General features: G+C 40.1%; 8 protein-coding genes. 6 read left to right on the forward strand and 2 right to left on the reverse strand.

Annotated features, from left to right (window positions below; translation table 11 throughout):
- Positions 1–1102: 1102 nt before the first annotated feature.
- On the reverse strand, positions 1103–4135 hold the full coding sequence (locus BM073_RS08070) for an AAA family ATPase (RefSeq protein WP_091652977.1): 3033 nt from the start codon (positions 4133–4135) through the stop codon (positions 1103–1105).
- A complete protein-coding gene (locus BM073_RS08075; RefSeq protein WP_091652980.1) occupies positions 4132–5367 on the reverse strand; it encodes a metallophosphoesterase family protein in 1236 nt (411 codons plus the stop codon). The genes BM073_RS08070 and BM073_RS08075 overlap by 4 nt, the downstream gene beginning before the upstream one ends.
- Before the next feature lie 190 nt (positions 5368–5557).
- Between BM073_RS08075 and BM073_RS08080 the strand changes: the two genes are divergently transcribed.
- From BM073_RS08080 to BM073_RS08105, 6 genes are all read left to right on the forward strand, one after another.
- Positions 5558–6064 carry a septal ring lytic transglycosylase RlpA family protein gene (locus BM073_RS08080; RefSeq protein ID WP_091652983.1) on the forward strand — a complete coding sequence of 169 codons (507 nt, stop codon included), beginning with the start codon at positions 5558–5560 and terminating at the stop codon, positions 6062–6064.
- Positions 6065–6279: 215 nt separating this feature from the next.
- Positions 6280–6468, forward strand: coding sequence for a hypothetical protein (locus tag BM073_RS08085; RefSeq protein WP_091652985.1), 189 nt, complete (start codon positions 6280–6282; stop codon positions 6466–6468).
- A 60-nt stretch (positions 6469–6528) separates the two neighbouring features.
- Complete coding sequence (locus BM073_RS08090; protein ID WP_091652988.1) at positions 6529–7611, forward strand: hypothetical protein; 1083 nt, start codon at positions 6529–6531, stop codon at positions 7609–7611.
- A 333-nt stretch (positions 7612–7944) separates the two neighbouring features.
- Complete coding sequence (locus tag BM073_RS08095; RefSeq protein WP_091652990.1) at positions 7945–9015, forward strand: efflux RND transporter periplasmic adaptor subunit; 1071 nt, start codon at positions 7945–7947, stop codon at positions 9013–9015.
- Between the two features lie 3 nt (positions 9016–9018).
- Positions 9019–12063, forward strand: a complete 3045-nt coding sequence (locus BM073_RS08100) for an efflux RND transporter permease subunit (RefSeq protein ID WP_091652994.1) — start codon at positions 9019–9021, stop codon at positions 12061–12063.
- A 1-nt stretch (position 12064) separates the two neighbouring features.
- Entirely contained in the window at positions 12065–15235 is a 3171-nt protein-coding gene (locus BM073_RS08105; RefSeq protein WP_091652997.1) for an efflux RND transporter permease subunit, read from the forward strand.
- Positions 15236–15318 lie beyond the last annotated feature (83 nt).

Here is a 15318-nt window from a genome sequence, read left to right on the forward strand (position 1 = left end):
CAGCAACGCAGCGTTTATTTCTCCCGCAAAGGATAGAAGAAGCAAAGAAGTTTTTGCAAAACATTTCAAATCGCACCGCTGGTGCTCTGGGTTCTCTGTTCAAATTTATTGATACAATCAAAACGCGCCTCTGGCGCTTCGAATAGTTATATTTTTCAAGCCTCAGAGAGGCGCTCTGATTGTAGTTGGTGGGTTGATTCAGAATCAGAGCTTCGGAGAAGCGATTTGATTTTTTAAAGCGAAATTAAGATTTCAAAATCTCGTTCCTCTGTGAACTCTGTGGTTAAAAAAAGCTCGCAGAGACGCAGCGACGCTGCGTTTATTTTCTCCCGCAAAGGATAGAAGAAGCAAAGAAATTCAACAAGATTAAAATGTTCGGGAGCCACAAATAAAGTTGTCACTGATAGAATTAAAATATTGAAAATCAAATATTTAATATAGTAGATATAAATATTGGAGTCGTTGTTTTGGTCACCCTGAGCGGAGTCGAAGGGTCCTCGACTCCGCTCGGACTGACCCATATCGAATATATCATCCGTAGGAACGAAGCTTTCTCTAAAAGTTTGAAATCAAAAATCTGAAGTATGAAAAAATTCGGTTAAAAAAGAAGGTTCATCATATTTACCCTCTGAGGTTCTCTGAGTTTTCTCTGTGACCTCTGTAGATAAAAAAAAGTCTAATAATGGTTGACCCTTCGTTTTGAGGATAAAGATCAAAATCCCCCTAACCCCATTTGAATTAATGTTTTTTCCCAATGAGGCTTTTTCTCAAAGGGGGAATTGACTCGCGCCTGAATTCAAAGCTGATATCTTTTGTCACTGATCTTTTACCATTTTTTGGGATTCAGATGGTGATGAATGGTTGAACGGTATATCTAACGCTTACACTTTCAATGTTGCTCGTAAATCGTAAATCAAAAATCATTTTCCCTCTGTGGTGGAAAAATTATAAAGTTTCAATAAGGGCTTCGACTCCCTGACTAGTCGTCAGGCAGGCGCTCAGCCTGACATTAAGTTCAATTCTGAAAAGGTTAAAAACTAACCAAAACAATGTTTGCTATGTATCTATGTGGTGGAAAATCATTAATGACCCAAAATCAGATCTAAAACGAATAACTAACCTTGGAGCCTTTTTCGGGATCAAGCACTATTTGGGCAAAGGCACCGATTTCCTGCTGCAATTCTTCCACATGGCTGATGATGCCGACAATTCTATTTTCATGTCTTAGAGACTTCAGCGTTTCAAACACCACCCGAAGGGAAGTTCTATCCAATGCTCCAAAGCCCTCATCCAAGAAAAAGAAGCTTTGATCTGCTTGGTTCAAAGCCTTTACTTTCTCAGCCAAGGCCAAAGCTAGACACAAGGAAGCCTGAAAAGTCTGTCCACCGGAAAGAGTTTTGAGTAAACGCCTTTTCCCTCCATTGAGATAATCCACCACCCAGAAGGTGTTGTTTTCGTCAATCTCCAAACTCAGACTGTTTTTGCTGAGCTTCATAAATCGCTGATTGGCAGTATGACACAACTCCTTCAGATAGATTGAACTCACATATTTCACAAACCCACTTCCTTTGAATAATCCTTCCAGTTCCTTCAAGTATGCGGCTCTTTTTTCCAGCTTCGCATGCTCCAATTCCAGCTTCTTCTTCTCCTGGATTTTCACAGAGATGGTTTTGATCTCTTCCCTGAGTAAAGTCAAGGTTTGCTGAATTTCTTCCTCTTCAGATTTTTTTAGCTGTAACTCCGCATTTAATTGGAGGAACTCTTCCTCTTTAAAGTTCTTCAACTCTTTGATTTGCTCCAGTTCCAGAATTCTGGATTCGACCAAAGCCATTTGCTGATCAAACTGCTGAATCTGCTTTGCCACTTTTTCAGCATCCAGTGAATGCTCATAGAGGCGAATTAATTCTTCTTCATTTTCAAAGCCATGCTGTTTTTTGGCTTCCTCATACTCCGTTTCTAATTTTTCAATTTTTGAAAGACTGGCCTTCCATAGATTTTGAAAATTGACGAAATCAGCCTCATTTTTTGCCTGCTTTTCTCGTACTTCCTGTATCCGCTTCTGCTTTCCCTCGTATTCCAAAACTGCATTTTCAATATCTCTTTCTACTTTGGCAATCATCTGCCGGATATCAGTTTCTTCTTTTTCGAAAAAGGGTTTGCAAAAGGTTGGGTCTTTGATTTCCTCTTTTTTAGTCAAAATACTAGCCTGCAAGCCCTCATGTTTGATTTGGGCTTGTTGGAATTCCTGTTGGGCCTTTTCCAGCTTAGCTCTGTTATCCTGCCATTTTTTTCTGGATTCTTGCAGGTGTACCAAAAGCTTTTCCCTGGCTTGATTACTTGCCGCCAATCCTTCAATTCGACTTTTCAACTCAGAAATAGTCTGAATAGCATGTTTTTCCAAGCTACTTTTTAAAGTCTCCAGTTTTTGACGAACCTGTGCAATCTCACTGGATCTCACTTTAATATTATTTTGGTGATTTTCCAGATGCAATTGCTCCTCTTTTCTTTGCTGTATGATCAAGAGTATTTTCTCCGATTCTTCCTTGGCGGATTTTAACTCTTGCTCTTTTTCTCGAAGCTGCAATTCCTGCTTTTCACTTTCCAAGGGATTGGGATGCTCTTTGGATCCACACAAGGGGCAGGGCTGTCCATCTTGCAAAAGATGTGCGTGGGCATTTAAACCCAGATTTTTCATCAATTGCTCCCTGGAATCTTCTATCTGCCGGATGGTTTTCCTTTGATTATCCAACCAAGCATCAGGAGTGTGGAAATTTGCTGGAATTTTATGCTGGAGGTCTTCCAATTTCCGAAGGACTTGCTTCTCTTCTTTCTGAAAATTGGTAAGAATTTCTACCAAAGAGGCTTCTTGCTCCTCCAGATCTTTCCAGCTTTGAAGAGAGGTTTTTAACTCCGAAAGTAAGTTGGTGTCAGGATTTGTATGTTGGGCAGCTTGAGCTTCTAATTCTTCCTGGTTTTTTTCCAGCGCAGATTGCTCACTTTTCAAAGACTGAATGCTGGGTTCCAAACTTTGAATTTTCTGTTTTGCATCTGCCAAATTTTGATGAAGGTTTTTCAGCTCAATCACTTTTTTCAAATCCCGTACTTTACTCTCTCTTTCGGGCCTTTGCTGATTTTTTACTTTTAATTCCTGCTCTTCTTGAATGAGTTGGTCTATCGTTTTTTTGAAAGTCTTTTTAAAGCCCTCGCTTTCATTCATACTGACCTGAAATTTCTCAAAATCAGCTTTGGTTTCTTTGAGTTGGTTCCAAATTGGTCTCAAGTATGTTTTAGCAAGGATAAATTCCTTGTGAAGCTGTCTCTTTTCTTCAATTTCAGGTTTTTGCTGGATCAATTCCTGCTTCCGTTCTCCAAACTTTTTCCATTCACTGAATTTTTCCTGCAACTTTTCCCGCTCTTTTACCTGCTTTGATAAAAAATCTACCTGAGCAGAAGCTTCTTTCAATTGAGTTTGTATCTGCTGTAATTCGCTGTTTTTCTCATCCAGCAGTTCCTCCTGAAAGCCTTCTAGGTTTTGTAGTTGAGTATCAATCCGGATTTTTTCATCTTTCACTTTTCTGAAAAGGACGGCAGTTTTCCCGGATAGGTCAAACCGCTCCAATCCGAAGAGTTCTTTCATCATTTCGGCTCGTGGGCCTGGAGTCAGGTCAATAAACTCCCGGAATTTTCCCTGTGGAATAATGACGGTCTGCTTAAAATGCTCCTTTTTCATCCCAACGAGTCGCTCGGGTTCAGATTCTATCGGAATCCACTCTCCCTGAATTCTTTCATAAAAAGTATGCTCTGCGGGATCTACTTTTTCAGGGTCTTTGCTGTTCCTTTTGGCTGCATATCGGGCAAGAAAGGTTTGCTGATTATTTTTCCCTCCGAGAAATTCGAAGTTAATTACTAAATGATTGCTTTGAAGGTTGAGCATAGAGCCTTTCTCCCCTCTATCGGACAATCGCTCTGTGCTGCCATAAAGTGCCAATAAAATACCTTCCAGAATAGAAGATTTGCCACTGCCTACTGCTCCGAAAATACCGAATAATCCAGCCCCGGTGAGCTGATTGAAATGCACAGTTTGTGGCTCCTTGTAAGAATATAGACCTTGGATTTCTAGTTTTACCGGAATCATGAATTTTCTTCTGTTGAGATGATTTCTTTAAAAATTTCCATGAGCTCTTCATTGGCTTCCAGTCCTTTGCTGTTTTGATAATATAGTTGAAATAAGGCCAACATATCTTTCTCTAAGTCCTCCGCCTTGAGACTGAGATCTTCTTGTGCTCTTGGGTTCTTGATTTGGGGAATCAGATTGACTATTCCGTCATGTGCTTTCAAAAGTGCTTTCCGGGTGCTGGCATCGATGGATTGCTCGGTTACGTAAGTCAGCTCCACAAAGCAATAAGGGTGTTTTTCCAGCCAAAGTAAGGCTTCTTGCAATTGTTCAAACTTGACCCGATAAAGTGGGCGGCCTTTTTTCAATTCAATGGGGGTGTAGCTAACCGGTTTGCCGGCTTCCGCCTCAATAATTACTACCTTTTTTTCCTGATCTGCTTCTGAAAAAGAGTAGGCCAAGGGAGAACTAGCATAGACCACAGGACAAGGCTTTTGGCTTACTGCATGATAGCGGTGCAAATGCCCTAAAGCGGCATATTGCATTTGGGGAGGTATTTGTTGGGTGAATAATGCCTGCGTGCCTCCTACGTGCAAAATGGGACGCTCTGATTCGGGCTCAGCATTGGTAGGAATAGGCTGACCCTCTTGGATGAAAAAGAAGTGACCCATGAATAAATTGATTCCATTTTCATCACAGTAGCGATCTGCAAGATTGCTCCATTTTTCGCTTAGGATAGCTCTGAACTCCTTCTCTCTATCGCCTTCTCCCAAGTAGGTTTTGAGGCTCAGTTCAGTTGCATATGGAGCCAAAATCAATCTGATTGGGATGGAATGACCTGGTATGGAAAATTCCACAAAGCCAGATTCAGAATTTATAATTTCTAGTCCAGATTCGATTTTTCCTTTTGGAATGACTGAATCAAAGCGGCTGTAAAAAAATATACCCATTTCTCGGGCTAGCGGGTCAGGAGCTTCAATAAATTGATTGCTGTCATGATTTCCAGAAATGGCAAAAATGGGCCTATGGCCATTGTTGGAAAGTTTGCGGAGACTTTTGTACAGCAATTCTACCGCCTCATGGGATGGATTGAAGGAGTCGAAAATATCACCGGCAAGCAAAACCAAATCAACTTTTTCCTGATCAGCGATTTGGATGATTTCATCCAATACCAATTTCTGTTCTTCTATCCGGGTGTATTCTTGTAGTCGTTTCCCTAAGTGCCAATCAGCGGTATGGAGTATTTTTAGCATTTTTCTGAGTTTCCGGGTTGCTTGACAGAAGAGTGATATAAAAGTAGGGCTAGAGAATCCTATCTTATTTTCTCCTGAAAAAGAATAATTACTAAGATAACTCAAGGGAAGTCTTAGTCCAAGTTGGGAAATCTAATTGACAATAATTGGCACTTTTGTTGAATATGCAGGCGAATTGATAAATTTGGATATGCGCTATTGGGTGGTTTTACTGTTGAGCATAGGGCTAAGCTATTCTGCTTGGGCTCAGTCACCGGATCCGGTAAGAATTCAGACGGGTTGGGCGAGTTTTTATGGCAAGAAATTTCACTTGCGCAAAACTGCCAATGGAGAAATTTTCCATATGGATAGTTTGACTGCAGCCCACAAATACTTGCCATTTGGTACTTGGGTAAAAGTAACCCGTGTTGATACCAGAGACAGCGTATGGGTTCGGATCAATGACCGTCTTCCCAAGACCTCCAGGAGGATTATTGATTTATCCCGAAGTGCGGCTACTAAGCTGAATATGCGGGATGATGGAATAGCCGAAGTAACGGTGCAGGTATCTTCCATCGAAGAAATGAATCGTTTATTTCATCACTTTGACGGAGATGCTCCTGGGACTTTAAGATTGAGGTGGTATGAGGAAGCCATCCATGTACCGGAACGAACCATAGACTGGATCTGGAACCTGGTAGGTAAGTGGTTGAAGTAGAGGGGCTAGTGTAATTTAATAAACCTATTCAAACTAAGGTTATAAATTTTTTACATTGAAAATCAAGAAGTTAAGAGTTGTAAAAAGAAACATTTAATACTAAGTCTTGCGTTTTTTTTTTTGAACTAGCTTGACCAACGAAACATCAAGGTATCGGCCGATTAGGGTATTTTTCATAGAGAACCAAATTTGGTTCTTGGTAATTCTTAAACATAATGAAAAGATCTGTTTTAAAAATCGGAATCTTAGCCTTTGGCTTTTTTGGGTCGTTTTTCGTGAATATTGCGGAATCAGATGCCCAAACTTGTAGATTTTTGTACGTTACAGAAAATCCTTTATTTGCAGTTTATGATTGCGAAGGTACTTTAATAACAGTAATGAGAGGTGCGACTGTAGAGTCGTAATTTACCAAAGGTCAATAATTTGAATTCAAATTATTGACCTTTACAAATCAATTAACCTTTATGAAAAAATATATTTTTTTAATTTTTATTTTACTGGGATGTAATGAAAAAGAAGATTTTGAATCAAGTGAATTTTTACTTCAATCAGGTTTGGTTAACTTTTTAGACTCAATAGCTTTGGACGAGTCTGGTAGTTCCTTTAATTTTGTTTTTAACCCTAAGATTTATCAAGATTCACTTTTAGTTTTTGGAGATGGTTCATTTTCTTCAATTCATCTGTATAATACAAATAATGGAAGCAAGCTCAAGACCTATTCCTACCTTGATGTTTTAGATTATCCTTTACCAAAAACTGGTTTTTCAAATGCTTATATACAATCGGATTCTCTTTTTTTGCTAAATTTCATGTATAATAAAATATATGTTTTTGGTATTAATGGTGAATTTTTAAATGAATTTGATTTAAATATTTCCAAATTAAATACCAGATTAAATTTTCAGCCTTTTTTTGAATCTATTAAAGGAAATTATTATATCAGTCAAAGGATGGATTTACCTATTAAAGAAAGTTTTCTAAAAGGTAAAATGATAGCTGTTTTCTCTAAAAATGGAGATTTTTTAGCCAATTTCGGTAATTATCCGAAAAACTATTCTGAAGGGAATCTTGCTCTAATTAAAGGTGAAAATGTGGTCTATAAGAACAATAAATTTTACATTATAAATTCTGTTGGAACTCCTATATTGAAAGAATATAATTTAAACGGGGATTTATTAAATTTCTTTGAACTCAAGAGTAATTTTTTTAATACTGATTTACATTACTTTGAAGTCTCTCCTTTTGACGCTAAGCCAATGAATCAAATTATAGCAATTGCTTCAAATTCAAGTAATAATGACAGGATTTTTTATTTATCTTATGTGCACTTTATAAATAATGATTTGGATGACCCTGAAAATACTTTTAGACTAATGATTATGAAAATAGATTTAGATAATAAAATTATTAAAGAAAGCGAGCTTGTCGGTCCTTGGCACTATTTTGAATTGCGGTCTTTGATACCTCAAGTTAAGGAAGATACCCTTAGTATTTTAATGCGAGGTTTTGATGAGAACCTTTATTTGAAAAAGTTTACCTTCGAGTAGTTATATTAAATTATTAAGAGAAATATCCATGCGACTGATTCATTTTTTCTTTATTTCAGATCGAATGGAAAAATTAAGTTTTGATTTTGTTTCTAGCTACCATCTAATTGATACTTAGGAAGTTTATTTTTCCCATTAAGCCTAGTTTTAATGGATATTACATAAGGGTTTTCTTTAAAATTTAAATTTGTCCTTCCCTCAATCCTAAGATTTTCCCGAAAGTAATTCTGGTATTTTCAAAAGATTTTTTTTGCTTTTTTTAACAGTGTGCAATCTGATTTTTTTGGTCAATGAGAGATAAATTAGTTACTTAGGACTTTAACGATTATCTCGATGAGCAACTACCGTATTATTCTTTTTGCATTTTTTGCAAGTATTCTTTTTTCCTGCAAAGAGGAAGCCGAAAAACAGGAAGAAATTCCCTCCGAATCATTTAGAAATGAAGTAGCAGCTACCGAAGTAAAGGTGGCCAAAGCTGAAAATAAAAGCTTTGACTACCTGATCAATGCTACCGGAAAATTAGAAGCTTCTGCCCAAGTTAAGGCTTTGATTGAGCAGCCGGGTTATCTGATCGAGCTTCCCATTCGGGAAGGTCAGTCCGTTACCAAAGGGCAAGTCATAGCAAAACTAGACCCAACCGAAGCCCAAATCCGCTTGGAAAAAGCCCGAATAGCCCTCCGAAATGCTCAGGCCTCATATCAAAATGACAAATTGGGTTTTCAGAAAGATTTTGAATCCGGCGATGCTGAGAGGAAAGCGTATTTAGAAGAACAGTTGAAAGCCAAAAATGGGGTTTTCCTGGCTGAAATTGAACTGAAAGAAGCCCAGTTGAATTTGGAACGCTGTCAGGTAAAAGCTCCCATTTCGGGTAAAATTGCAGATTTAAAATTCAAGGAAGGGAGCCTGATCTCCAGCAATGCTGAACTCTGCGAAATTCTAAGTACCAATAGTTTGGAGCTAAAGGTAAAAGTGCTGGAATCAGATATTTCGATGATTTCCCTAAATCAAAAAGCAGAAATTTATCCTATCTCCAATACAAGTACTGCTTTAGAGGGCCGGGTAACGGGCATCAATCCCAAAGTAGATGAAAATGGCTTGGTTCAGGTCGCTATTCGCTTGACATCTTCTCAAAACCTCCTACCGGGGATGAATGCTAGAGCCATCATTCGTGCTCCTCAGTCCAATTCACTAGTGGTGCCAAAAGATGCGGTAGTTTATCGCTCGGGAAGGGCTGTTGTATTTACCATAGAAAACAATGAGTCCAAGTGGAACTATGTGGAAGTCGGTAAGGATAATGGTCAGGAAATAGAGATTTTGGATGGGATTACATCCGGTAGTACTGTCATCACCACCAACAATTTGCAGCTGGCACATCAGGCACCTGTCCAAATCGTAAGCGAATAAGTTATGGTTAGATTTTTACTCGCCCGGCCTATTGCCGTATTTATGACTTTTCTGGCTTTGATGGTTTTTTCCTTCATAGTCTTTCGCACGCTTCCGATTTCTTTACTCCCCCCGATTGACGTTCCTCAGATTGTAGTCAAGGTCAATTATCCCAATGCTTCCCCTGAAGCAATCGAACAAAATGTACTCAGTACAATTCGGGAAGGCTTGATCACACTCAATGGCTTGGAAGAAATGGACTCCAAGGCTGGATCGGAAGTAGGGACTATTCGTCTGACTTTTGATTATTCCACCAAGATGGAATTGGCCTATATTGATGTCAATGAAAAGATTGATAGAATAACCAATGCACTTCCCGAAGGATTGGCAAGACCTGAAGTGATTCGGATCAATACTTCTGATATTCCAGTGGCTAGAGTACAAGTAGTGCCTAAAGAAGGAGTTGATGAGATCGAGGTGAGTCTTCTGGCAGAGAACGTGCTCAAAAAAAGAATTGAACAACTGCCAGGCGTATCTCTGGTAGATATCAATGGCAAAAAGGAGCGAATAATAACCGTGGAACCCAAAGAAGAGGCACTTCGGGCTTTGGGAATGACTCAGCAAAATATCATTTCAGCCATACAATCCGGGAATTCTGAATTGCCTGGGATTTCTGTGAAAGATGGTCAATTCCGGTACTATCTCCGATTGGCCACTAGGGTAGATACTCCCACTGATATAGAAAGCCTACCGGTAGCCGCAGCATCCGGAGCTATACTTCCCTTGGGAAGATTGGCCACGGTCAATTACCAGTCCAAAGAAATGCTTGGATACCATCTCTTTGGTTCTAAAGAAGCCTTGGTGATTACTGTTCATAAGCAGGCAGCTGCCAAAATGAATGAGTTGATGCCTGAACTGAAAGCCGCTTTGGAGCTATTCAAAACTGATTATCCTCAGGTAGATTTTGAGCTGACCCAAGACCAATCCAATCTTTTGAATGCAGCCATCTCCAACTTGCAGACTTCTTTGCTTTTTGGGGGATTGTTTGCTTTTGGGGTGCTATTTCTTTTTATGAAAGATTACAGATTGCCCCTGATCATTGGAGTCAGTTTGCCATCTTCCCTATTGATTTCCTTCTTAGTCTTTTACTTTTTTGATATCTCGATAAATATCATTTCTCTTTCAGGTCTGGCTCTGGGAATCGGGATGCTGATCGATAATGCCATCATTGTATTGGACAATATCACCCGAAAACGGGAGGCAGGATTATCGCTTTTTGAAGCCTGTGTGGCTGGAGTGGATGAGGTCATGAGTGCCCTGGTCTCTTCAGTGCTAACCACGCTCTCTGTATTTGTTCCTTTGGTTTTCCTCAGCGGGATTTCCGGTGCTCTCTTTTTTGATCAAGCAGTAGCAGTTGCGGCAATTTTGTCCGTTTCCCTGGCGGTTGCATTTATCTTATTGCCTATGCTGTATTTTCTCTTTTTCAGCAAAAGCCAGAAGCTAGACGATGGGAGAGAGGGGCCTTTCTTTTCGGCAGTATTACGATTATATGAAAAAGGGTACAGTGCAGTTTTTGCACATAGGAAAATAGTTTTGGCTGTCTTTACACTATTGATTCCCTTGGGGTTGGGGATTGGTTACTTGCTTGGGACAACAGGACTTCCTGAAATAGAGAAGTTGGACGCTACACTAGAAATTGACTGGAATGAGCCTATTTCTGCCTTAGAAAATAGAAATAGAGTAATTGCTCTGATGAAATCTATGGAAGGCAATTATGAAAAAGCAGAGGCAGACGTGGGAGTAAGGCAATTTTTGCTTTTTGACGGAGAAAACTCCATACAGCAATCCCTGCTTTATTTTCTCTTTTCTTCGGTAGAGGAAAAAAATCAACATTTGCCAAAAATCGATTTTTTTCTGGCAGCCAATTACCCCGGAGCCAATTATACCTTGGGTGATGCTCCCAATGCTTTTGATCAGCTTTTTTCCAGTTCCTTGCCTTACTACGAGGTCAGGTGGAAAGATTTGGCACAAAAGAAACCGGTGGAGGAGAAAAAAGTAGATCCTTGGCTGAGTCAGTTTCCTACTTCTGAGTGGGAAAGAGGACCGGGTTTGCAGAAAGAAGCTTCTGTGGTTTTTACCTTAAAGGCGGATCGTTTGGCCACCTATCAGATTCCTGTTGAACAAGTGCAGGAGCAACTTTCCCGTTTATTTGGAAGCTTTACGATTACTGATATCCGGCGCTTTGGAGAAGTTACCCCAATCCGATTAAAAGAATCCCAAGAGAGATTTGAGGATTTACTGAAAACCACCCGTATTAATCGATCGGATTCAAGCTCCTATATTTTGGGAGAATTTGTGGATTACCGATACGATGATCATTATAAATATGTGACTGCGGACAAAGGTGGAATCTATCAATCGGTTTTGGTCACAGCGGAAGAGCCGCATGCACTCGCCTCTGACTACATCAAATGGGGAGCTGATAAAAATCTGGGAATTTCCATGGTGGGACAGTATTTCAAAGACCGGGAGAATATCCGTCAGCTCATCGGGATTTTAGCCATTTCTGTTTTGCTCCTGTATTTCATATTAGCAGCACAATTTGAAAGCTTTATCCAGCCTTTGATCGTGGTATTTACTCTTCCCTTGGGTATTGGAGGGGCATTTTTGGTCTTGCTTTTGGCAGGTGCTTCCCTCAATGTCATGTCAGCGATTGGCTTGGTGGTGATGTTGGGGATTATGGTGAATGATGCAATTCTAAAAATAGATACGATTAATCGCCTTCGAAAAGAGTACGTGGAAAGCCCGACTGTTTCGGCTGAGGCTGCCTTGGAAATGGCTCTTCATAAAGCAGGTCAAATTCGTCTCAAGCCCATTTTGATGACTTCCATTACAACGATATTGGCTTTGATTCCGATCATTTTCAGTTCGGGTTTGGGAGCAGACTTGCAAAGGCCTTTGGTGTATTCGGTGATAGGCGGATTGACCATTGGAACCTTGACCGCTTTGTATTTTGTGCCATTGGCCTACTGGTTTTTTGTGTCAAAGAAGAAGTTGAAGGAGGCGTGATATGACCCCATTTCGAGTATTAGTTGCGTTTGTTGTTTTGGCTATCATGGGAGTGGCAGTCATACCGCTACTGTCTGTGGATTTGAATCCCAGAGAGCGGGAACCCGTCCTGTCTATTTCCTATCAAGTTCCACGCTCTTCTCCCGAAATTGTAGAAAAACTTGCCACATCACCTTTGGAAGGGGCAATGTCCCAGCTTTCCGAGCTCAAAAAAATCAACTCCATTTCTAATTATAATCAGGGAAATATCACCTTGAGGTTTGATAAAAAATCGGATATGGAGATGAAGAAGTTTGAGGTTTCTTCTCTGATCCGTCAAGTTTATCCTCAGTTGGACTCCCGAGTCACTTATCCTATTGTCACGCAAAGCGAGCAAGCTAGAACTGACTTTAAAACTCCCATTCTGACCTATTCTGTCAATGGTCCTTTTGCATCCTTTGAAATCAAAAAAATCACCGAAGATGTCATTAAGCCGGCCTTAACAATTTTTGAAGAAGTGGAGGAAGTGACGATTCGAGGAGCAAATGATTTGCAGTTGTATGTCACTTTTGATGTTCAGAAGCTGCAGGCTTTTGGCTTTTCCCGTGGTCAGCTCACCAGCCAAATCAATCAGGCTTTTGGGAGGAACTTTCCTGGTTCAGTTCTGAATAATCAGGGTGAAACTCTTTTTGTCCAAGTGGACCGCTCTCTGAAAGATTTGAAGCAACTGGAGAATCTTCGTATAGGTCAGGTGGATGGAAAGGATGTATTTCTCAGAGATGTAGCCAAGCTTACACTGGAAGAAGAAGAGGCCAATTCCTATTATAGAATTAATGGAAATAACTCGGTAACGGTCTCAGTTTTCAATCGGGAGGGAGTCAATAAGGTTCTCTTGGCTAAAAATTTAAAACAAGCCATTGAGAATTCTAAGGTATTGCTGCCAGCGGGATTTGAAGTGCGTTTGGAAAATGATGATACGGAGTTCTTAGACAAAGAGCTGGATAAGATTTATAAGCGATCTGGGCTCTCCATTTTGATCCTGGTTGTATTTATTTTCCTGATCAACCGCAATCTCAAATATCTCAGCATATTGTTTTTGGGTATTCTGATCAATCTGAGTTTGTGTGCGATTATCCTCTATTTCCTGAAAGTGGATATTCATTTGTATTCTTTGGCAGGATTGACGATTAGTTTTGGTTTGATCGTGGACAATGCGATCATCATGATTGATCATTTGCATAAGCATAGAAACAGGCGAGTGTTTTTGGCTTTATTGGCGGCCTCTCTGACTACCATAGCGGCACTGATGATCGTATTTTTCCTACCGGAAGAAGATCAAAAGAATTTGACGGAATTTTCCATTGTGGTTTCAGTGATGCTGGGGATATCCTTATTAATCGCTTTGTTTTTTACCCCTGCGTTTTATGAGGTGCTGTTTAAAGAATCTGCCCAAAAAGGGAGAAAGTTGAGCATTCCCCAGCTGAGAAGGCGGGCCAAAAATCTTCAGCTATATGAGGGTGCAATAGCTTGGACGGCCAGGTATAGAAAGACATTTGTGACACTGTTGATTTTACTTTTCGGAATTCCGATTTTTTACCTTCCGGCAAAATGGGAAGGTCAGGAATGGTACAATAGTACCATTGGCAGTACTTTTTATCAGGAAGAAATCCGGCCTTATGTGGATAAAGGACTAGGAGGTTCTGTTCGAATGTTTGTAAGAGGAGTTTTTGAGAAAAGTTCATATAGAGAGGCAGAAAAGACCAGACTCTATGTGTCCGCCCGATTACCCTTTGGGAATACGCTGGATCAGATGGACTTTATCATGCGGGAATTTGAAGCCTACCTGAAAGGCGTGGAGGGAATAGATCAGTTTGTGACCTATGTGGCCTCAGGTCAGAGAGGGCAAATCACTATTACGTTTAAAGAAGCCTATGAACGCTCAGCGCTGCCTTATCAGCTCAAGGGGAAATTATCTGTCAAATCAACTGACTGGAGTGGTGCCCAGTGGAATATCTATGGAGTAGGGCAAGGTTTCTACACCGGTGGTGGAGGTGAAGGAATTCCATCGTTTCGGGTGACCATGAAGGGCTATAATTTTGATGAACTGGAACGCCAGGCCAATGTGTTGGCAGAAAAACTGCTCAAGCATAAGCGAATTCAGGAAGTTAATACCAATGAGCGTTTGGGATGGGGAGAGCAAAAAACACAGGAATATGTACTCCGGCTCAATCAAAACCAGATTGCTTTGGGTAAAACCAATCAGTTTGAACTGATCAATACCATGCTGGACCTGAGCAAACCTCAAGGACCATCCGGTTTTTTAACTTTGGAAGATAAAAACTATGATTTGGTGATCAGGGAAGCCAATGCAGGTGATTTTAGCAAGTTTGACCTGGAGCAAAAGGGGCTGATCAGTGGGGAGGATAGAATATTTAAGATTACAGATTATGGGACCCTGACCAAAGAAACCACCACCAATGCTCTCCATAAAGAGGACCGCCAGTATATCCGTGCGGTGGCATTTGAATATATGGGTTCGGGCAAGTTTGGAAACGAGTATTTGGACGAAGTTTTGGAAGAAATGAAGCAGGTCATGCCTATTGGGTATACAGCTGATAAGCAAACTTGGAGTTTCAACTACGAAAAGGCCAAACGTCAATATTCTCTTCTTGGATTCCTGATTATTGGGATTTTTATGATTTGTGCAGTCCTGTTTGAAAACCTGAAGCAGCCTGTATATATCATTGCGATTATTCCTATTAGTTTTATCGGGCTCTTTTTGATCTTTTCACTCTTTGATTTCTACTTTGACCAAGGGGGATATGCCGCTTTTGTCATGCTGGGAGGTCTGGCTGTCAATGCTGGGATTTTTATAGTCAATGATTTGAATAATAGATTGAAAGGAAATTACAATAAGAATGTCTTGAAGTCTGTAGCTGGAAAAGCCATTCCTATTCTTTTGACTATTTTATCTACTTGCTTTGGTTTGATCCCATTTATTATGGAGGGTCAAAATGAAATTTTCTGGTTTTCCTTGGCAATAGGGACTATAGGAGGACTGGTTTTTAGTATGGTAGGTGTTTTTTGGGCTTTGCCTGTCTTTTTGTGGAAAAAAGAAAAAATGATTGACTCAACGTCAGCGCCAATCCAAAAGACTGAGAAAAAGAGAAGGTGGAGGTTTTGGAAGGTTTAGGCTCCTCTTTAATTCTTTATCCTACTATTATTTTACGTGGATATCCGCTTTCTTACCAGCAAGAAGAAGAATAGGGCTTAGTA

Origin of the sequence: Algoriphagus ornithinivorans, from assembly GCF_900115305.1 — a bacterium.
GTDB lineage: Bacteria > Bacteroidota > Bacteroidia > Cytophagales > Cyclobacteriaceae > Algoriphagus > Algoriphagus ornithinivorans.